Annotated in this window: 1 protein-coding gene and 1 pseudogene; one reads left to right on the plus strand and one right to left on the minus strand. The window is 60.7% G+C overall.

What is annotated here, in order from left to right; genetic code table 11:
* Positions 1-476: 476 nt before the first annotated feature.
* Positions 477-693: pseudogene (locus QPK29_RS31660) on the minus strand (IS3 family transposase); the annotation flags it as partial.
* 453 nt (positions 694-1,146) lie between these two features.
* On the opposite strand from QPK29_RS31660, the gene QPK29_RS31665 reads away from it, so the two are divergent.
* Entirely contained in the window at positions 1,147-24,504 is a 23,358-nt protein-coding gene (locus tag QPK29_RS31665; RefSeq protein ID WP_371772197.1) for an Ig-like domain repeat protein, read from the plus strand.
* Position 24,505 lies beyond the last annotated feature (1 nt).

Consider the following 24,505-nt stretch of genomic DNA (forward strand, 5'->3'; position numbering starts at 1 on the left):
GCCGGGCAGCTGCTGAAGTGGAAACGGACACAGCTTAAACTAGCCGGCTGAGTGTCTTGACTGATGGGTCCACTTTATTCCACGTTGAGGACGCAGAACGGTCAATTGGTAGTTTGGTAAATGTACCGATTTTAGGCGGACGTGACAGCAAAGGTTATAGGCGACGGTGTGAATGCCATTGATGTTGGCCGTGCGCTGACGCTGTGCGCGCGCAACCGAGGACCAGCGCCGCGCGCACCCGCCCGATTATGCGAGGCAAGATAAATGATGGTACCGATATGCCTGTGATGGCCGTATCCCTAGAGGCGTGGTCGTAACGATCAAATCGATGAAATGGGGCGCCGCACGCGGTTTGAACACCGTCATATGCGGTTAGCGTCGGTACCATCTGGCAGGTATTGTCTCGCTGCTCAGAATAACGGTTCCGATGAAGCAGAAATGTGGACTAACTCCGGTTCACTAGACAAATGCTGACCTCACGCTGAGGCGCGTTCAAATGCCTCTGGCCAAACATCGCCCAGATCGCTGTGGCGCTTGGTCCGATTGTAAAAGACTTCGATGTAATCGAAGATGTCGGCCGGGGCCAGATCCGGGTTTTGTAGATGCGCTTGCGAATGCGTTCTTATTCAGGTTATTGAAGAACGATTCAGTGACAGCATTATCCCAACAGTTACCACCCTGTCTCATGCTCGGCTCGACCCAAAGCCGTCTATGTCGAATCCGATAGGCCGAGTTTTTACGCCGTTTTCGGACTTTACGGCTGCGTACCGCACGCTGCGCGTCAGATCACCCCGCGGGGGCTGCACAGAAAATTGCAACTAATCGACAGGAATGCGCCGTGTAGCTGGAGGCGCCAGTCTGGCCGGTCCAGTTGTTAGATCTTGAGTCGTCACTCGGACGCAGCACCGCCCCACCCCAGAATGCGGCATTGATATTTCTCATATGCAAATTTAAGTTCCAATAAACAACACATAGGTTTTAGTGGATACATTGGCGGGGCGGGCGTTTGCCCATGGGCAAGCTCGGCACGGTTATGCAATACGACGCCGACGGTTGAATGTGGTAACAGGGGGAATAATGGTAGCAATCATAAGCGGTAATAGCTTGGGTTTGAGCCTCAGTTCGTTTGCAACGAAACAAAATGCCATGGCCGGCTCCTCCGCCCTCGGACGACACGGCGAGCAAATTTACGTTAATAGTGCGAGCGGCAACCTCGTGCTCCAGCATAACGATGATCGGCTGAAGAGCACGGGTATCGATGTCTTTGCCATTCGCACCTATAACAGTCAGGGCATGATCGATGGCGACGGTAATGACGACAATTGGCGCCTCGGCTTTTTTCGTAGCGTCGATAGTTTGACAGGAGCGCTAAATACGACTGGCAGCACCATTACCAGAACGGATGCTGATGGCGCACGCGCGATCTACCGCTACAACGGCAGCACCTATATCAACGCCGAAGCGGAGGGCGCGCACGACACGTTGAGCTACGATGCCGTGAATCGTCAATGGTTGTGGACTGACGGAAGTTCGCGCCTTGTCGAGACTTATACCTGGTCCGCCGGAGCCGGCAAACTGGTCAAGCAGACCGACTCGAGCGGTAATCGAATCGACTTTGTCTACACGGGTAATCAGCTCACGGAAGTGCGCGATCAGAGTGGCGAAAAACAACTGCTGATCTATACCGGCAACAACCTCACGGAAATTCGCACAGTCAAGCAAGACGGGACGGTGACTACGCGCGTGCGCTACGGCTATGACGACCTGGATCGGCTGAATACTGTAACCGTTGACCTCACGCCCGACGATAACAGCATTGCCGACGGCAAGACGTATGTCACGACCTATTCGTATGCTGGTGCCAGCAAACGCCTGACCAGTGTCATCGAGAGCGATGGGACTCAGGCGCAGTTCACATACAAACAGATCGGTACGATGTGGCTGGTCGACACGCTGACCCAAGTGGTCGACGGTGTTCCGCGTACGACCAAGTTTTCCTACGACGATGTTTTAAATGCGGTACCCGTCAGCGTAGCCGTCGACGGTAGCCTACTGGACACGATCGGCGACCAGACGATCGAGATGAATCTTGCCGTCGATAGAAGCAAATTTACGACGAGCGAGGTCGACACCACCAGCGCCACCGTCATCCTTGATTCGACCTATGTGATCAAGTCCGGCGACACGTGGGCTGGCATCACGCAGGCGCTGTACCACACCACCGAACCGGCGGCGGTCGCTGCCTTGAAGACCGCGCTGGGCAGTCCGAACCTGACCCCTGACGCTAAGTTGAGCCCCGTGCCGGCGACGCTGAGCTTCACCATCAACGCGACGAACGTGACCGTGCCGCCGTATTACCGCGTGCGCGAGGGTGACACGTGGGAACGCATCACGTACGCCCTGTACCACACGCGCGACCATGAAGCGATGGACGCACTGCGCACCGCGACGGGTGATCCGCAGCTGATCGCCGGCCTGCAGCTCGACGGCGTGCCGGCAACGCTCAATTACATCAAGACGCCGGCGACAGGAGCCGAGACACGCATCACCGACGCTCATGGCAACCTGACGATCGTCACGAGCGACAGCAAGGGCCGCCTGACGAAGATCGTGGGCCCGCAGGTGAATGGCGTCAGCCCGAGCGTGAGCTACTGCTATGACATCTGGGGCAACGTGCTGTCGCAGACGGATGCGATGGGTAATACCAGCACGTTCCGGTATGACGATGCCGGCAACCAGATCTCGTCCACGGATCGCATGGGAAACGTTGTGAAGCGCACGTTCAACGCGAACAACCAGTTGCTGTCCGAAACCGTGCAGATCAATACGCCCAACAATGTCCTAAGCTTCTACGGCACCAAGCACTTCGTCTACGACAGTCGCAACCGTCTGCGGTTTACCGTGAGCGATGGCAACAGCGTCACCGAATATCGGTACGACGCAGCCGGCAACCAGTCGAGCGTGATCAAGTACGCGGGGCAGACCTATACGCCCAACTACAGCTTGGGTGAAACAGATCTGGTCAACTGGGTCAACGGTATCGCCGACAAGTCAACCAGCCAGCGCACTGATTACGGCTATGATTTCCGCGGCCAGGTCAAGTCGATCACGACCTGGGCTAAGGTCGACACCGCGGGGGCTGGCGTTGCCGATGGTAGCCAGAGCGTCACCACGATGGTCTACGACCAAGCCGGCCAGTTGCTGCAAACGATCGCGGCGAGTGGCTTGCTTACCAGCACCACTTACGATGGACTAGGTCGCGTGCTCGCCACCACCGATAACGCCGGCGGTTCCACGACCGCCGTGTATGACGATGCGGGCAACCGTGTGTTGATGACCCAGGCGAATGGTCTCGTGACCACGTCGGTCTACAACCAAGCCGGCGAGCTCAAGTCGGTCGTCAAGAGCGACAGCCACGACGCGCTGGGCGAGACCCGCTACTGGTACGACGCCATGGGTCATTTGCGCGTAGCGCAGGACCTGGACGGCAGCAAGCATGCGTACACGTATGATGCTGCCGGCCGATTGACGGGCGAGATTGACCCGATCGGACGCCTGACCGAATACAAGTACAACGCCAACGGCGACCGCACGGAGACCATTACGTACGCCACACTCGTGGCCACGCTGCCGTTCATGGCGCGTACGCTCGACCTGGCGCGGGCCGTCGCATCCCAGCTCGACCAGGCGTTGCACCTGACGCTGGACAGTGTCCGTCCGGCTGCCAGCGCGACCGACGTGAAAACGTGGAATTTGTACGATGCTGACGATCGCCTCGTCTGGCAGATTGATGCGCTCGGCTACGCTACGCAAACGCTGTACGACGGCAAGTCACGCGCTTACGCGACTAATCGGCTGGCGACGCCGGTCGATATGTCGTTGCTGAGGGACGGCAGCGACGTCGCGCTGAAACTGTTGGGCAGTAGCACGTCCGTGCAACTGAGTGAAACCCGGGCGTCGAGCACTGCCGGGGCACACACCTACGTGGCTGTCGTCACTGCCGCCGGCACCAATGTGGTGAGTGGCACGGTATCGTTCTTTGCCGGTTCGGTGCTGCTGGGCAGCGCGGCCGTCGTCAATAACGTGGCTACCTTTACCGCGCTGAGCCTGCCGGCCGGTCATTCGGACATCGCGGCCGTGTATTCGGGCGATGCTGCCAACACGGGCAGCACGTCGAAGGTCCTGGGAACCGATGCGCCCCAGTCCCAGCCGAGCAGCGTCACGTTATCCGCAGACCTGTCAGGCGCCGTCTATGGCGCACCGCTCGGTTTGTCCGCCAAAGTCAGTGGCACCAATCCGTCGGGCATGGTGGCTTTCTTCAGTGACGACACTGCCATCGGCTATGCCGTAGTGCGCAATGGCGTCGCCGCGCTGTCGCTTAGCACCCTTCCGGTTGGCGCGCACAGTCTGAAGGCCGTGTACCTCGGCGATGCGGCCAATGCCGGCAGCACGTCGAACCTGTTTACGGAAACGATCGGCCTGGCGCAGAGTACTGTGACGGTGACCTCGTCGGACAGTACGACCAACGTCGGTAGCGAGATCACGCTGACGGCATCGGTCAGCGGCGTTCGCCCGACCGGCACGGTCACGTTCTATGACCAGAACGGCGAGGTGCTTGGCACGGGGCAAGTGATCAATGGCGTGGCGACGGCAGGCATCAAAAACGTAGTGGCCGGCGTCACCCATGTGGTCGCGGCGTATTCGGGCGACATCCATCATGTGGGCAGTGTGTCGTCGGCGTTCGACGAGACGGTCGAGACCGCGATTTCGCATACCGCGTTGTATGTGGACACGTTCGATGTTTCGAACGGAACGTTGACGACATTAACCGCAAAGGTTACCGGATTCAACCCACAGGGCGAGGTCGATTTCTACGGGCCGGGTAACAAGTTTCTGGGTTGCGCGACGATTTCCAACGGCAACGCCTCGTTGTCACTGCTGAACCTCGGCGTTCAGCCGGACGACATCCGCGCTGTTTATTCCGGTGACGCCAATAACGCCACGAGCGTCGCTCAGCGCTTGAACAGCCTGCCGACTTTGGTGACGCTGACCACTACCCAGTCTGACACGACGGCCACCATCGGTTATACGTGGTACCTATATCCGAAGATTACGGGTGCGGGGGCGGGCGGCATGATGACCCTTCTCGACGATACCGGCAATGTCCTTCAGCGTGCGGTGATCGATTCCCTCTCCGATACGACCATGTCAATGACGATTGCGCTGCCGGCCGGGCAGCACAATCTGACGTTGGTTTACGTCGGTGTTGGCAATGCAGCGCCTGTCGTGAAGCCAGTGTGTTTGATGGTGAAGCCGGCATCGAGCTCGACTTCGGTGACGGTGAGTGACCCTTACGCTCGTGTGGGCCAGAGCGTCGTGTATACGGCAAAGATCAACGGTTGGCAAAATCCGGCCCCGATCAGCGGTCAGGTACAGTTCAAGAACGCGGCGACTGGCGTCGTGCTTGGTACGGTGCCAGTGGTGGATGGTGTTGCGACCCTGAATTCCGAAATCATGACCGGATCATCGGGCTTTGTCTACGCCTACTATCTGGGCGACAGCTACCGTGCCGCATCAAGCGCTTCGGTGTATGTGTCGAACCAGGTCGTCACCGACAATCCGCGCCCAGTGGTCAGCTTGTCCGCGAGCTCGACGATGCTCGAGCAGGCCGCGCCGTTGACCTTGACGGCCACCGTCGCCACGGCAGATGGTTCGAACAATGCGGCATTGATAAATTCGACGGTGTCGTTTTATATCGGCAGCGTGTTGCTTGGCAGTTCGCGCACCAATGCGGCCGGTGTAGCCACGTTGACTACGTCGATCGTCGCTATCGGCACTGCGCACATCACTGCGGCGGCGGTTCGGATGACTTCCGGCGGCTACCCGAGCAATAACCTGAGCGAGCAGGCCATCACGGATGTCATCGATGTATGCGTCAAGCCGTCCGCTGCGCCGCCGGCAACCTCATCGGATAACCGCCCCGCCAGCACGACGACACTCACGTTCAGCCCATCGAGCTTGAACTCGAATTCGTCGACCACGGTCGACGCACCGATCACGCTGACGGCTACCGTCGCCGGCGGCAGCATCCCGAGTTACACGCCGGTGGCGTTCTACAACCGCGGTACGTTGGTGGGCGTGGGACGCTGGGACGGATCCTCCGCGTCGATCAATCTCGGCAGGCTGCCGGCCGGAGATTATGCATTTACCGCTGTGTTCGGCGGGGTGAGCGGCCTGCGACCGAGTGAATCGGCCACGCGTACATTGGCCGTCAAGACCGTCGCGACGACGACGCAGCTCCTTGTCAATCCGGTGGAGGGTGGGGCGCGCAACGAATATCGCTTGCTTGCACAGGTGGGTGGGCTGTATGTTGCACACGGCATGGTGAACTTCTACAACGGCACCCAGTTGCTGGGTCAGGGGGAGCTCAATAACGGCGTCGCCATGCTGAATGTGGCGCTATCGGGTGGGCCGGCCGCACTGCGGGCTGAATATACGGGCGATGCGGCTAGCAGTGCCAGTCAGTCTGCAGTGGTGAACCGAACTGTATTCGACGTGGCTACCGAGGTCGTGCTGACCAGTTCGGCCGCGACTACTGCTATCGGCGCGCCGCTCGTCCTCAATGCTCACGTCAAAGGCACCGACCCGCACGGTGTGGTGACGTTCTTCGACGGCGATACGCTGCTGGGTAGCGCCTACCTGAACCATGGCATGGCGACGTTCACGGTCGCCACCCTGCCGTTGGGCAGCCGCTCGCTGCACGCGTTCTACACGCACGACCCCGAGAATGGGCTGAATGGCCCGGCAAGCTCGAACATCCTGACCCAAACGGTCGACCGCAGTCACGACTTCGTGCTGATCGCCGACCGTACCCGCGTCATCGGCAACACCCCCCTGACGCTGACGGCAACGTTTGGAGATACTGCGGCCACCGGCAGTGTGCGCTTCATGGACGGCGATATCGTGCTCGGCACGGCCACCATTTCCAACGGCCAGGCCGTCCTCGCCTGCCAGTCGCAAGTGAGCGGAACACGCCACTTGCGTGCGGAATACGATGGCGATGGAGTGGTGTCTGCGACGTCCTCGACATCGGTGGAGATGGCCGTGTTGGCCGAGCCGACGACAATCTCGATCTCCAGTGTGACCCCGGTGACGAAATATGGCGATCCCGTGACATTAATCGCGACGGTCGTGGGCGATAATCCCACCGGCACCGTCGCCTTTGTCTCACCGGACGGCAAATCGTACGGTTGCGCCCCCGTGATCGATGGCGTGGCAACGCTCACCTTGAGCAAAGCGTTGATGCCAGCGACGTACCAGATCACGGCATCTTACTCAGGCGATGCGCGTCGCGCCAGCAGTGTCGCGGGCACGATCACGCAGACCGTCACCCCGCTTCCAGCGTCGGTAACCCTGAGCAGTCCGGTCAGCTTGCTGGCGACGGGCGACACGCTCGTGCTGACGGCACAACTTGCCCTGAACGACAATGCGGCTTACGACGGTCGCGTAGTTTTCTACGACGGCGATACCAGCCTCGGTTCCGTTTGGCTGCAGGCCGATGGTATCGCAAAGCTGGCCGTGTCGAATCTGGGTGCGGGCATGCACAATATTCGCGCCACATATTCGCGCTGGAGCGGCGGGTTCACCGATAGCGTCGCGAAAAATACGCTGTCGATCGAGATCATGGCCAAGCCCAAGCCGACGATTTCCGTTACGCCGAGCGGTATGACGACGATCAGCCTGAGCCAGCCGACCACACTGCGCGCTACGCTCGCCGGGGGCGCGTCGCCAACCGGCGTCGTCACGTTTACTGCGATCGGAGGCGCCAGCGGATCGGCAGGCTATTACAAGGTCCTCGGCACGGCTATCGTGGTCAATGGCGTGGCCTCGCTGAACGTCAGCGCCAGCGATGTCGGCAGTGATTATCGTTACGTCGGCGTCAGCTATGCGGGTGACGCGAACAACGCGACCGCAGTGTTGAACAATGCGGTATGCCTTTCTCGGACGAATGTCACCAAGACCGAGACCCGTACTCCGTCCACGGTCTCGCTTGGCTACAGCACCGACGCGACGGCGCTGGGCAGCCGTCTTTACATGCGCGCCACGATCGCCGATCCGGCCGCGACGGGCACGGTCAGCTTCTATTCTGGGGACATCCTGATCGGCAGTGCCAACGTCGTCAAAGGCGAAGCGCTGTTCACGATCTTGCCTGGTACGAACACCCTCAATGTGACTGCGGTGTATTCGGGCGACGCTTCCCGTGCGCCGGCAACCTCAACGGTGGCCGCGACCGCCGCGCAGCCGGCGACCGCGGTGACGTTCATGTTGCCGAACAGCCGGGTAGTGGCCGACTCGGCCTTTTCCATCCCGATCAGGGTAGATGGTCCCTACCGTGACGGTACCGTCGAACTCTTCGTCAACGGGGTCAGCCGGGGTACCCGGAGCATCAGCGGCGGCACGGTCAATATCGATGTGGATGCGGCCGCATGGCCGGCACCCGGCACCTATAGCGTCCAGGCCAGGTTCACGGCCAGCGGCAACCTGGCCGTCGGCACGTCCTCGATCGCGCAGTTTGTCGCTGTTGCGCCGACCAGCATGACCCTTAACGTATCGCCGCCCAACCCGAGCGTTGGCGCGGAGGTCACGTTCACGTCTGTCGTCAACGGAAATAGTCCGACCGGCGCGGTCACGTTCTACGACGACGACACCGTCATCGGCAGCGCCAACGTGGTCAATGGCGTGGCTACATTTACCACGCGTCGAAGCGCACAGGGGAACGCTTACTGGCACGCAGTGTATTCCGGCGATGCACGCAATGCCATTGCGTCCGAAAGCTCCACCTATTTCCGCAATCCTTCTGCGGTCGTCCAGCAGGTCAGCAGCGCGGTTGATCTTGTCATGGAGGTGGTTGCCGGTATAAATGGACCGCAGCAAAAGGTGACGGCGACCATCACCGGGGTCAAGCCTTCGGGCCTGGTGACGTTCTTCGACCGCAATGGCAAGCCGCTTGGAACCGCCAGCGTGAGCAAGAGTGACCTGATTGGACAGGGCAGGGCGGTATTCGTGCTGCCGGGTTACATCGACGGGCAGGGCGTGGTGAGCGCCACGTATTCTGGCGACGCGGTTAACGCGACCAGTGTCTCGTCACCTGTCCAGGTGCCGAATACACCCTCGCAGATCGCTATCTCGAGCTCCAACGCACTACCGACCCAGGGCGTGCCGTTTGCATTGCGCGCCGACGTCGCCGGCTTGCATCCGGGCGGCACGGTCGTGTTCTTCGACCGGGACAACAAGGAGATCGGACGGGCCCCAATTGTCGACGGCAGCGCCAGCATTTCGGTCGACACGCTGCCGGCCGGCGCGAACAACATTACCGCCATGTACGCGGGAGATGCCAACAACGGCTTCGTCATCGGCAACTTCGTCCAGCAAGTTGCGCAGTCGCCGACGTCGATCTCACTCGACATTCCGGACGGCCAGCATGCCCAAGGTGCGCCGGTGATCCTGACGGCGACAGTGTCTCGACCGGGAAATGGCTACGCCACTGGCAACGTCACGTTCTACAACGGTGCGACCGCCATCGGCCGTGCCGACCTGTTCAACGGCCACGCCGTCCTGTCCCTCTGCAATCTCCCGGTCGGGTCGAACCAGTTGAGCGTCCGCTACGCCGGCGACGCCGACAATATCGCATCGCGCTCCGAAGCGGCCGAGCAGGTCACAGTCTCTGCGCAGGTACCGACTTCAGTTTCCATCTCAAGTTCTCCCGGCCAAATCGTCAGTGGCCAGAAGTTTACGTTGACGGCAAAGGTGACCGGTTCCTCGGGACAGCCTGTGACCGGCCTGGTGACCTTCTTCAGGGACTACGAGGCCATTGGAACGGCCAAGGTGGTCGACGGCGTCGCCACGCTGGAATCGACCTACTACGGCTCGTCTGCATTCTTTTCGGCGGCATATTCGGGCGATGGCGCAAATGCCCCCAGCGACGTCGACAATGGGCTTTACATCGCCAACGTTTTAGGGGCCATCGCCGCGCCCGCAAAGACAACGTCGCCGAGCAATATCTCGTTCGAGGCGACACCGGCCGCCGTCACCTATGGCCAATCGTCCAGGTTGCACGTCAGCGTGAAAGGAATCGACAGTACCCATCCCCCCACCGGTTCTGTCGTTTTCTTTGACGGATGGCGCATCGTTGGCAGTGCGCCTGTCGTCGATGGGAGCGCCACGTTGGACTTCGGCGACTTCAAATCGGCGACAACGCAGTTGACAGCCGTGTACTCCGGTGACCAGTACAACTCGCCGACCTCACGAGCAAACGGCCTGGCGCGCACGTTGACGATGGCACCCGCGACGATCAATCCGGCTCTTCGCGTGGATCGCCTGACGACGGGTGATCCGCGTTATTTGCGCATGGAGGCGACTGTCGCCTATCCGAGCAGCGCGATGGCCGCACAGCTCGACGGGAACTCGACCGTGGAGTTTTTTGTTGGCACAAAATCGATCGGCGTAGTGACCGTGCGGGCCGGCCAGGCGGTCCTCGATAACGTCGAACCGAACATGGTGGACAGTGGCGTTGTTACCGCGATCTACCATGGCGACAGCTATTCCTCGAATATGCGTGCGACGGGCACCTCTGAGGCGGTTAGCGTGAGCGTTCCCGCCGATCCACTCGAGGTCCGGCTGAGTGTCACCCCGGATGCACCAGTAGCCGGCGACACAGTCACCTTGACAGCCAGACCGAACTACAACAGTTACCGCACCGTCAACGCCGGGTCGTTCAGCTTTTTCGATGGCGATGTGCTACTGGGCAGTGTGAACGCGACCGATGACTATTCGAGTCCGAGCCTCACCATTACGAACGTCGCGGCTGGTCAGCACCAATACCGCGTGGTGTATTCCGGTAATTCGGTGCAGGCAGTCGACATCTCGTATTCTGCGCCGGTAACGTATGTAGTCGGTCGCCCGGCAACTGCCACTATCACTGCGACCGAACAGGCGCTCGATGCCCAGAGCAACGTCGTTGGCTGGTCAAGCCCAACGGCCGTGACCGCCAAGGTTACGGTGACGGTTGCTGGCACGCCGACGCCGACTGGAACGATCGTCCTGTACAGCAGTGACAGAGGCGAACGCCTCGGCTCGGCCCAACTGGTGGGTGGCCAGGCCGTGTTTTTGGTACCCGCAAATAAGATGGCGGATTTCGGCCACTATTACAACCTGGTGTATTCAGGCGACGACCGCAATGAGGCAGCAGAGGTCAGGAACGTCGCTTATGGTAGTGGTCACGGTGGTGGCCTCGTCAGCAAATTTGACGACAAAGTCGTGCTGTCGAGCCGCCCGGACCCGCTCAACCGTTCGGGCATGGTCGAGTTATACGCGTCTGTCAAGGGCGCTGATCCGACAGGCGTCATTACATTCAGGGACGCTTATGGCAATGTGCTGGGCGCCAGCGCGGTTCAGAACGGGGAGGCCAGCCTGATCGTGCGGATCCCCGCGGACGGATTGTCCGGTGTGACCGCGTATTATGCGGGCGACGTCTACAATGTCGCGCGCCTGGAGACCTACACCACGCCGGGTTCGAGCAACCTTGGCTCGACCACGACCACGTTGAGTGCTTCCGGGAACACAGTCGCCCTCGGCACGACCGTCGTGCTAACCGCGCAAGTCACCGGCGCCAGGTCGCCGAGCGGCAGCGTGACGTTCTACGACGGTTCTACCGTCCTGGGCACGGTGGCCCTGCAGAACGGCACTGCGGTGCTGGCGACGACCGCACTGATCGCCGGCACCAACCACCTGACGGCAGTTTACACGGGCGATGCCACGAACGCGGCGAGCATGTCGGCTGCCGTGGACGAAACCATCATTGGCGCACCGGTCACGGTCAAGCTCCAGGCCCCGGCTGGACCGGTGCGACAGGGCGCCGCCGTCACCTATACGGCGACCGTTGACGGCAATGTTCCCGGGGGGCTGGTGACCTTCATCAGCGGCAAGACGGTTCTGGGCACTGCCGCGGTAGTACGCGGCGTCGCTACGCTCAACCTGCCGAGCAATGCATTCGACGTCGGCACCGCCACCATCGTGGCCTCGTATGCCGGCGACGCGGCCAATGCACCGGCGATTTCTCAAGCCGTGCAGCAGACGGTGACCGCAGGTGTGCGCCAGGTTGTCATCGGCGCGTGCGCGTCCGACCGTAAGGTGTGGAACTGCGTGGATGCCGATGGCAGACTTCGCGTCAGCGTCGACGCCGAAAATTATCCGACCGAGTATTTCTACGACGCGGCCAATCGCCTGGTGAAGACCGTGGTCTACTCGCAAACGCTTTGGTTAATCGGCGGCGCCCCTTCGTACAAAGACGGCGCTAGCTACGACTACATCAGCTTCTACCTCCCCTTGTCCAACAGTGCCGACCGCGTAACGTACAGCTACTACGACAACTTGGGCAGAAAGGTGGGCGAGGTCGACGCCGAGGGCTACCTGTCCGAGTACGTGTACGACAACGCCAGCCGCGTCATTGACACGATCCGCTACGCCATGCCGGCACGCGCCCCGGTCAGCACGATCTCGACGCTGGCTTCGCTGCGTCCTGCCGCCAATGCGGATGATCATCACACCAGGAACGCGTACGACTTGAATGGCCGGCTCACACGTCAGACCGCGGCCGACGGCACCGTCACCGAATACACATACGACATCGACGGCAACCTGACGTCCACCATGCGCGCGCGTGGCACCGGCGATGCGCGAGGCACGCTCAAGCGCTACGACACACTGGGCCGCCTCACGGCGCAACTTGATGGACTCGGTACAGCCCTGATCGTGGACGGCATGAACGCAGCCGAGGTCGATGCAGTCTGGGCCGAACATGGCATCCGCTACAACTACGACATCGCCGGCCGCCTGACCAGCACGAATGCGCCGAAGGGGCAGCGCAATGTGTATTTCTACGACGACGAAGGGCAACTGCGCTTTACTGTCAACGCGCTCGGCGAAGTGATCGAAAACGAATATGACACGCTGGGACGTCAGACGGCCACGACGAATTATGCGACACGGGTTGCGGAAAAGGCCGTGACGGCCATGGTCGGCGGTCTGCTGTCGGACACGGAAAATGCAGCCGCCTTGGTGGCGTTGGCCGTAGCACGCGACGCACAGACGGCGCAGAACAGTGGCACGCACGCGAAATACGACGCGGAAGGTAACGTCGTCGAACATACCGACGCGATGGGCTATGTCAGCAGCGCGACGTACAACGCGTTCGGAGAAGTGGTTGCGGGCACGCAACCGGGCACGATCGGCGGTGCCGACGTGATCACCATCCACAACTTCGACCGCCGTGGTCTCGAGACTTCGACTGTGCAGCGCACTGACAAGATCTACGTTTCCCGGAGCACACAGTACGACCCATTTGGACGCGTAATTCGCAGCACAGACGCCAGCGGCAATGTCAGCCAGACCAGCTACGACCGCCTGGGCCGCGTGGTGCAGACCATGGACGCGGCCGGCGGTAAGCGCAGCACCACCTATGATGCGTTCGACCGTCAACTCACGACGACCGATGCACTCAAAAACGTGACACGCTACGCCTATGACACGGCAGCGCGCAGCATCACCGTGACGACGCCGGAAAACGTGGTCACGACAACGCTGATGACGCGCAATGGCCAGGTGCTGAGTGTCAGGGACGGCAACGCCAACACCACGAGCTATCACTACGACGACAACGGTAACCTGCTCGACGTCGTGACGGCAGCGGGCTCGGTCATCCATCAGTACGATGCCGCCAACCGCCTCGTGCTCACCCGCGACGCGAACGGCACGGAAGTGACCTACACGTACGATGCTGCCAACCGTCAGTTGAGCCGTACAGTCGACGAACAGGGATTGAACCTCTGCACGTGTTATGAGTATGACGCCCAAGGCCACGTCGTACGTGTTACCGACCCGTCGGGTGTCGTCACGACCACCGAGTACGACCCGGATGGCGCGAAGGTCAGCCAGACTTACGATGCCGGCGGCGCGAAGCTCAAGACTGTGTATACGAACGACGAGCGTGGTCAGGTCGTGCGTGTTCAGGCGCCTGGCGGGGAACTGACCGACTATGTGTACGACGACCTGGGCCGCCGTATCCGCGCCGTTAACGATCCATCCGGTCTGGCACTGACGGAGAACTATGAGTACGACAAGAACGGCAATGTCGTTGCCAAAGTCGACCCGAACGGCAACCGCATCCGCTATGTCTACGACGGCTTGAATCGTCTGGTCTACACGATCGACGCATTAGGCTATGTGAAGCAGAACAGCTACGACGCGCAAGGTCGGCTGACGCGGACGATCGAGTATGCCAAAGCGGTCACCCTGAGCAGCCTGACCGCCAACCCGACCTTGACCGCCGTCACCAATGCGTTAACGAGCTCCAGCACTTTCGACATCGTCAACCACCATGTCTACGACAAGGATGGGCGCGTGGCCTACGATGTCGATGGTCTGGGCGGCGTGACGGCTTACCAATACGATGGTAACGGCAACGTGATCAGCCGCCTGACGTACGCGAACCGCATCAACATGTCTGGTTGGACTCCAGGCACCGCGCCCACTCCGCAGACTGACAGCACGCGTGACATGCTGGTACGCACTGTCTATGATGTGCTGAACCGTCCGATCTACGTGATCGATGGCACCGGCGCCGTCAGCGCCATGTCGTACGACGCTTCGGGCAACCTGCTCGAAAGCGTCCGCTATGCTCATACCATCGCCACTACGACGCCAGCCACGGCGGCAGCCGTGTCAGCGGCCCTGGACGCCGTGGCGGATTCCAGTGTCGACGCGCATGTGCGCTACCGCTACGACAGCGTCGGTCGCAAATCGTGGGAAGTCGACGGCCATGGGCAGGTCACCGGCTATACCTATGATGACGCAGGCAACCTGACGAAGACGGTGGCGTATGCGCAGAAAATTACTCCGCAAGATGAGCCATTCACTGTCCACGCCAGCAGCGCCGATCGAGTCACCCTGATGGGCTATGATGTCCTGCACCGCATGACGGTGCAGGTCGATCCGGATGGCGTGGTGACGCACCGGAGTTTCGACCCTAATGGCAATGTCGTTAGCGTAGTCATACACGCATCGAAAGTGCCAGCGCCGACCTCCGTGAGCACTATTGCGCTGGCCGACCAAGTGTCCACGAATTCGTCGCGCGATCGCATCGTGCGTAGTGTGTACGATTCGGCCAACCGCGAAATTTATCGCGTCGACAGTCCGGGTTTCGTCATCGAACAGCATTACGACGCCAACGGCAAGGTCATCTCCCGCGTCGAGTACGCGAACGCGATCCCAACCACGACCTTGGCGACGCTGGACGCGGTGTCGGCAGCGGTTTCCAGGAACGCCGCTGATGGCCGGGCGGTGTGCACGCGCTATGTGTACGACGCGGACGGCATGCTGATCTGCAGCATCGACGGCGCCGGTACGGTCAGCAGGTTCGGCTATGATGCGGCCGGCAACCAGATCTCTCAAATCGTCTACGCGCAAAAATACACCGGCTCGACCAGTCTTGCGCCGGGCTCCGTCCCGACCATGACGAGCTCGGCATACGACGTAGCCAGCTACCGCGTATTCGACGCAGCCAACCGGTTGGCCTGGAGCATTGATGGCACTGGAGGCGTCACCCGCTACAGCTACGACGGCAAGGGGCAGCTCATCGAAACTCGGGCGTACGCGACCCGTATCAACCTGTCAGGCTACATCACTGGCAGTGTGCCGACCGTGGTGGCCGCACCAACTGATGCGGTCAGCCGGACCGTGTCCGATGCTGACGGACGCCCTGTGTTCACTGTCGACGGTGTGGGCCAGGTCGTCGAGATGAAATACGACGGCGGCGGCAATGTGTGCGAGCGGATCCGCTACGCGAATCCGGTGCCGCCCACCACGGCAGCGAATCGTGCCGCGCTAACGACGGCGCTCGGGACCGGCAATGCGGGCGATCTGCATGAGCGCTTTGTTTATGACAGCGCCGGCCACGTATTGTTCAGCGCAGACCCCACTGGGCACGTGACAGGATTTACCTACGACGCCTATGGCAACGTGATCAAGCAGGTCAACTATGCTACGGTCGTTGGCGCCAGCGCAGCCTTGTCCAGTGTGCAATCGAGCAGCCAGGATCTTGTCGTCCTGACGGCCTACGACGCCCACAACCACGCGATCATGCAGATCGACGCGAGCGGACAGATCACAAGCCGGACGTTCGACGCATTTGGCAACGTCACGAAGACGGTGGCCTACGCCAATCGCGCGGCGCGCCCGACCGCCGCCAGCGCAACCCTCACGATGACGACGATGGGCAACCTGATCGTTCCGGACGGCACCAAGGACCGCGTTTCCGTGAGCGTGTTCGACGCCGACCAGAACGAGATCTACAGCATCGATGCGAGAGGCGTCGTCACGGCGCGCCAATTCGACGCCCAGGGCAACGTTACGAGCCGCACCGTGTACTTCGCGACGGTTGCCGTGCCGGTGGCTGCCGACGCAGCTTCGATGGCGACGCTGGTGGCTGGCATTGCCGACGTTACGCGCGATGACCAAATGCGCTACGTCTACGACCAGGCAGGACGGGTGCTGTACAGCATCAATACCGCAGGTGACGTGAACAGCTACACGTACACCGCGGCCGGCCAGGTGATGAGCACGCGCACCTACCTGCGCATGGCGACGGCGACGACGCCGCTCACGGCAACGACGCTCACTGCGCTGGTGTCGGGGGCGACACCGAATGCGTGCTTCGATTACGTGTACGATGCGGCGAACCGCCTCACGTATGAGGTGGATGCCACCGGAGGTGTCATCCGTCACGAATACGATGGCGAAGGCAACGAAATCAAGCGTACCGCCTACGCAGCGCGCATCAACCGCGCCCAGTTCACGCCGGGGACGGCGCCGGCTGTGACGGCGGACGCTCAACGCGACAGCAGTGTGCGCACCGTCTACGATGGGTTGGGGCGCCCAAGTTTCACGATCGACCGCGATGGTTATGTGGTGGCGCTGAGGTACGACGTGATGGGTAACGTGGTGGAGCGTGTCGCCTACGGCCGCCGCATCGACCCCCAGACGCCGGCCACGGCCGCTGCGATATCCGCCGCCGTCCAGCAAACGGTTGATGCGGCGCTCGATACGCGCGACGTGTCGGTTTTCGGTGCCGACGGGCGCCTGGCTTGGTCGATGACCAAGTCCGGCCAAGTGACCGGCTATACCTACGATGTACATGGCAACATCGTCAAGCGGGTTATCTATTCTAAGCCCGTGCCGTGCGGCGCAATGCCGCAAAGCGTGGTCGCCTCGGCGGGCGACAAGGTAACGCTGACGGCATACGATGCCGATGGCCGGCCGGTCATCAGCGTCGATGCCACCGGACGCGTCACCAAGCTCGTCTACGACGCGGACGGAAACGTCTTGCAGCACATTACATTCGCCAACTTGACGAACGTCCCGACGGCGGATAGCACGCCGATCGATCCCAACTACCCACTGCCGGCCGCGGACGCCGTCAACGACCGCGTCGTGCGCAGCGTGTACGACAGTGTGGGCCGCGAGATCTATACGATCGACCAGGCCGGCGCCGTTACGGCAACGCGCTACGATGGCATGGCCATCGAGCGCACCTCCTTTGCCAAGGCCGTTCCCGCGGATACCGCCGCCACCGCCGACGCCCTAGCCGCGGCGGTTCAACTGGTGGCCGACGCCACGCACGATCGCTTCGAGCGCTCTGTATATGACGCGAGCGGCAAGCTTGTGTCCAGCACGGATGCCTGGGGCAATGTCACATGCTACAAATACGACGTGGCCGGCAACCGAATCGAGACCGTTACCCCGGAAGGCAAGACGGTGCGCCAGGTCTTCGATACGCATGGCCGTGTGCTCGTCACCGTCAACGAACTGGTCGCCGCCACCGGATTTGCCTACGATATCTATGGCAATGCGGTCAAGCAGGTCCAATACAGCACCCTGACTAGCTCGACCTCTGATCCGGCTACCCTGAGCGCAACGCCGGCGATGGGCGACCGCGTCAATCTAATGGCCTACAACCAGAACGGCCAGCTGATCTACGCGATCGATGGCGAAGGCGTGGTCCGTCAGCAGCAGTTCGATGGCGCGGGCAACATGATCACGCTGACGATCTACGCCACCCGGCTCAACACCGCCACAGTGGCGGCTGGGGCATATGGCGTGGCCGGTATCGCTGCGAAGGTCACCCAGGTAGCCGCGCAGGACCGCACCAGCCACCAAGTGTTCGATACTGCCAATCACCTGATCTACAGCGTCGATCCGCTCGGCTTCACGCAGAAGTTCGAGTATGACGCGAAGGGTAACCTGATTGCACGGACCCGCTTCGCCAAGTCTGTGTTCGCGGATGGCGCATTCGGCAACTGGACCGCAGGCGGACTGGACGCGCGCGTGACGGTCGACGCGCAGCACGACCAGACCGAGCACTTCGAGTACAACGTGCTCGGCCAGGTTACGACGCATACGGATGCCGAGGGCAAGGTCGAGACCACGGACTACAACAAGCTCGGCCAGAAGCAGTCGTTCAAGGACAAGAACCAACACGAGTGGACTTACCTGTATGACGCTGCCGGCAACCTGTTGCAGGAAACGTCGCCTGAAGTAGAGGGCAAAGACGGCACCTCCGTCAGGCGCGTCGTTACGATGGAATACGACGCGCTGGGACAGCTCATCAAGCGCACCGAAACGGGCGACAGCCAGACGATCGTCACCGCTTTTACCTATGACAGCATGGGTAACCAGGTGAGCATCGATTTCGGCAAGCTGACCGGTTACGTACCGGGAAGTACGACGGTCACGCAGGCTACGAACGCTATCGTTACGATGACGTACAACCGCCTGGGCAAAGTGATCACGAAGACGGACGTCGCGGGCTACGTTAGCCGCAACGTGTACGACGAGATCGGCCAGCTGCGTTACGAGATCGACGCGAAGGGTAACGTTACGGAGTACACGTACAACAGCACGGGCGAACAGACCTCGCTGACCCGTTACGACGGCGCGATCACCGTCAGCCAGGACAAGCCGACCGTCGCCGGCGTCGCGACATTGGTGGCCCAGCTCGACCAGACCAAGCGCCGCACGATCACTACGACCTACGACATGGACGGTCGTGCGCTGCAGGTGACGCAGCCGGCCGCATACGTCGACGATTCTGGTGCCACGAGCGCGAACCGCAGCCAGACGGCAGGCGCGCAGATACGCTACGTGTACGACGCCTTCGGTTCGGTCATCCAAACGTCCAGGTTGCTCAATGCGAGTACCAACACCTGGCTCATCGATAACAACTACTACGACCAGCGCGGCCTGCTGCAGGCGTCAGTGGACGCGGCCGGATACAAGACGACCTACAGCTACGACAGTGCCGGTAACGTCACCAGCAAGCGCGAATATGCAGTCGCCATTGCCGCTTGGACGGGCAACCGTCTGGTCGCCGCGACCGCCGTGGCGAATGCGAACGATCGCATCACCTCGACGGCGTACGACAAGGTCGGACGCGTCGTGCGCGAGAGCCTGACCGACGGCAGCGGCAAGGCCAACAACGAGCACGTGCGCGTCACCGAGTACGACGCCATGGGCAACGTGACAATGAGCAAGGCTTGGGGGCCAGGAGCCACCGATTCTGACTCGCCGACGCGCATGTTCTACGACGCGATGGGCCGCCTCACGGCGGTGATCGACGGCACCCATAAGATTGGCGATCGCTACGGCCTCACGACTTATCGCTACAACCTGGCCGGGAAGGTCGTGCTCCAGACCCAATACGCCAACGGCTCAATCACGGCCACCGATCCGACTCCGGCTGCCATCAACGCGGACGACCGTGTCACGAAGACTGAGTACGACGAGCAGGGCAACGCGATCCACGTTGTCAATCCGGAAGGCGTATCGCAGTATTTCGCCTACGATAAGCGCGGCCTGCAGACCGATACCTGGACCATCGGCCAGGGCCTGAGCTACACGAAGGATGCGGCTTTCGGCCAGTTCGCGCGCACCTACGATGAAGTCGGCCGCCTGCTGACGGACAGCTACAAATCGTTGGCCCTGCAGTACAACGCCTTCGGCGAACTGACGCGCAAGCAGCAGGGCACGGACATCACATTCTACGAATACGACGTTGCCGGCCGCATGTGGCGTACCAATGAGAACGGCCGGGACGAAATCTATGTGTACGACCTCCTGGGACGACGGACGGCGGTCGTGACGAGCGACGGTGCCGACGGATTTGATTACGACATCAAAACATACACGGTATCGACCGCGAACGCGAACAGCATGGGTAACGCTCTCGGCCGCGTCGAATACAAGTACGATGCCGAAGGCAACGTCCTCAGCGAAACGGCGCGGTCACGCGGGGGCTACCGTCCGGTAACGACCTACGTGTATGACCGTTGGCACAACCTGCTCAGCAAGACCGAGCCGGCAGCCAACACCTCAATCCTGACGCCGAAACCGACGACGAGCTACACCTACGACATGAAAAACCGCGTGACGAGCGAACGTTACGCCAAGGCGGACGGCACGGCAGGCGGACGCGTACGCACCTTCGAGTACACGTTTGGCGCGCAAGGCGCGCTGGTCGGTCGCAGAACGATTGATCGCGAAAGTGCCTCGGTCACCAGTGAGGCGGACAATAACGCCAATCGCGCGCGTTACCGCGTCACCACGGAAAGTTTCACGGCATCGGGCAAGCTGCTCAGCGCGGAGACCAACGGTATCGTCATCGAGAAGCACACCTACGACGCATTCGACCAGGTGCTGACCGATGAAATCATGGCCGACCGTGCGGTCCACTACACTTACAACCACATCGGCCAGGTCACCAGCGTGACCCATGCGCCGGTCGAGATTTACGGCGTCACGCAGTCCGGCGGCATCATGTCTGCAGTCCGCAGCGACACCCGTGCGTTGACCGAGACGTTTGCTTACGACGAACTCGGTTACCTGACCAGCGTGACGAACGGGGCTGGCGAAGTCACCCACTACCGGCACGACTTCTACGGCAACGTCACCTGGACCAAGACTCCAGGCTGCGCAGCCACCTCGGCCACATGGGACGCGAACGGGCGCAAGCTGACCGCGACCGACGCGTTGGGCCATCAGGCGAAGTGGGAGTACGACAGCTACGGCCGCCTGAAGACCATGACCGGCTACGACGGCGGGGTGACGGCGTACACGTATGACAACCTGGGCCAGCTGCGCACGGCAAGCCAGCCGAGCAAGGGCCAGACTCTGACGTACGCTTACGATGGCGCGGGGCAGCTGAAGAGCATCACCGATTACAACAGTGGCGGCTACGGATATCCGTCGCTGAACAAGCAGACCACGTACACCTACGACCTGGCGGGTAATCGCCTGAGCGAGAAGACCGTGCAGGGCGGCGTAACGTTCGCGGACAACACGTTTACCTACGACGTATTGCACCGTGTGGTGACGATCAGTTCGGGCGATACCGGCCAGGGCGTCCAAAGTATCGCTTACGAATACGACGGATTCGGCAATCGCACCCGCTACACGTCCAAGGCCGTCGGCAAAGGCATCGACCGCAACCAGGACGGCTACTTCTTCTACGATGCCCTGAACCGGGTCACGATCTCCGGCGCGCTCGATGCCAACGGCACGATTGGCGGCGCGACCGAGCGCCGCACGTACGACGCTGCAGGCAACCTGAAGACGGCGGGAACGGCGGGCCACATGGAATCGTACGGCTATGACGCCATGAACCGCCTGGTGAGCACCAGCGTGAACGGCCAGGTCGTGTTCCAGACGGCGTACGACGCGGCGGGACGCGTGGTCCTGACGGACGAGAAGTCGGCGACGACGCCGGCGATCACGTCCGGCATCCCGGCGCCGGTCGAACCGGTCGCGCCGGTCGAGCCGACCGCTCCGCCTGCAGGCAGCTCACAGGCCGTGATCGACGCTTACAACGTGAAGAAAGCGCAGTACGACAAGGACAAGCTCGCGTACGACCAGGCTCTGGAGAAGTACAAGTCCGATCTGCAGGATTACAACGACCAGAATGCGTATCTGGACGGCGTGCGCGCCGCCACGGCCACCAGCGGCTATGAGCGTCACATCCGCGCTTACGATACGCAGGGACGCCTGGTGGTCGACCAGGGGCTCAAGGACGACGGCAGTCTCAAGACCATGATGGTCAACGACACGTTCGACGACGCGGGTAACGTGGTGACGTACCACACCGACGCGATGGTGAACGACCACATCCGCAGCGACTATACGAACACGTACAGGACGCTGACGAATGGCGTAGTGCAGGCGTCGTCCACGGGCCACCTGACAGTATTGAGTGGCAAGCTCGCGGGCAAGACTGGGAATAACGCGACGAGCACCGACGTGTACGATGCCAGCGGCAACCTGGTCGGTGTCGATTACACCACGGACGGCGACGCACCGAAGAGCGGTACGTCCAGGAAGATCTTCATCGTGGACGCGCACGGCAACATCCTGCTCAGCCGCGAGCAGAGCTGGAACTCGCCGACGGTGGAGCAGCGCCAAATCCTGATGGGCGGCGAGTTGGAACTGCGTTACAGCACCAACTACGGTTCGTTCGGCGATCTCCAGGACGAACAGAAGAAAGCGTTCTGGGATGCCTACAACAAGGACGCGTATCAAAGCATGGTGACGCCGGGCGGCACAATCACGGCGGAGGCGGGCGAGAACCCGACCACGGGCCAAGTTGTCGTGGTACGCGAGGGCGACACGCTACAAAGCATTGCGCAGCGCGTGTACGGCACGGCGGACGCGTGGTATCGCATCGCCGACGCCAACCGGTTGGAGCACGACAGCGTGCTGGTCGCGGGCACGAGCGTCGTTGCACCCGCAGCCATGACCGACAGCAACAAGCTCGATTTCAACATGGGCAAACTGGTGGGCAGCACGGCGCCGAACCTGCCGCCGCCGCCGCCGGACAAGAAGAACTGCATCACCCTGATCATCGTGGTAGTGGCCGTGGTGGTGGCATGTGTGGTGGCGCCTTACATCGCCGGCTTTGTCGCCGAAATAGGACTCGAGGGCATTGCTGCGGAGATGGTCGCAACAGGCCTGACCGCTGCCGCGACCAACGTAGCGTCGCAGGCGGTCGGCATCGTGGCCGGGGTGCAGGATGGCATGAACTGGCGGAGCGTCGGCAAGGCGGCGATTACCGCCGCGATCAGCGCAGGCGTCGGTTCGCTGACCAACGGTTTTACTGCGTACCCCGTAGTCAACGCAGCCTTACACAGTGTCGCTAGCCGAGCCGTGCTGATTGCAGCGCACCAGCAGGAGAAATTCAGCTGGGCTTTGGTGGCCGAGTCGGCGATTTCCGCTGGCATTGGCAATAGCGACGCGATGAGTTCCGTTGGAAAGTCGATGGGGGAAAATGGGTGGAGCGCTTTCGCACAGGGGGCAGTGAAGAGCGGGATCAGCGGGTTTTTTAGTAGCCTGATCACGGATCTCATCATTCCTGGCAAGCAGGATTGGGCGCAGATCGGCATCTCCACGGTTGAAGTTGCACTTTCATCAGGTCTGGAGGCTCAACGACAATACAATATCGATCACGGCAAGCAGTTCCTCTTTGACGATGAGCTGTCAGCGGCAGGGTGGAGGGCGGGAGAGGTTGTTCGGAACTCGTTTGGCAATGCGTTGGGCAATAGCTTGGCTAACAATCTAGGACAAGAAGTGAGTACTACAGGTAAAGTAGCAGCGCGGCCAAAGAATATCTCTCTGAAAAACTCTAATTTCGAAACAAAACTTGAGGCTGATGTTGATGCGGATCTGATTCGTTTCGGGGACGCCCTCCGCGCAGAAACAAATGCTATTATGGCGACCATCGGAATTCCTGATTCTGCACCAGCGCCGACAATCACCAAGGCAAGTGAGCTTCAGAATATTGCCACTGTCGACTCAGCTCCAGCAAAAATAATTTTCTCTAATTCAATGCAGAATCAATTCAATGCGCTTTGGGGGCGAAGCCTAAAAGATGGCAAAGCCATCGAATACGGCGGGATTATCGCTTCGAATACGAAGAATGAGATCTCACTTGTCAATATGGGCACTAGCGGAAATAGCGGATCATACGACCCAGATCTAAACGTATCAACTGATCTGTCAGTGCAAGGTGTATTTCATACCCACCCATATTCTAAAGATGAGGGAGGCTATACAAATGCCTCGTTAAGCGGTGCTGATGCCGCATACATGATAAATAACAATCTAAATATGATTATGGCGCAAAGCGGTGAGGGGCAATATCTGTTTGTGAGAACGGCGGACACGCCAAGACACGTGGATTTCCAAAAATTAGATGACGCCACGAATGACAAGATTAGTGATTTGATGCTTAAGAGAGGAATTCCATTTGATACTGCGACGCAAATGGTCGCAAAAGAGAACGCGCAGCAATTTAATGTGGCATACTATGAGGGAAAAAATGGCGTTTTATATAAAGTCAAAAAGTAAG

Origin of the sequence: Massilia orientalis (assembly GCF_030411975.2) — a bacterium.
Taxonomy (GTDB): Bacteria; Pseudomonadota; Gammaproteobacteria; order Burkholderiales; family Burkholderiaceae_D; genus Telluria; species Telluria orientalis.

Excerpts from the sequence above, each read along its gene's own strand:
- QPK29_RS31665 (WP_371772197.1), top strand. The coding sequence starts at position 1,147 with ATGGCCGGCTCCTCCGCCCTCGGACGACACGGCGAGCAAATTTACGTT.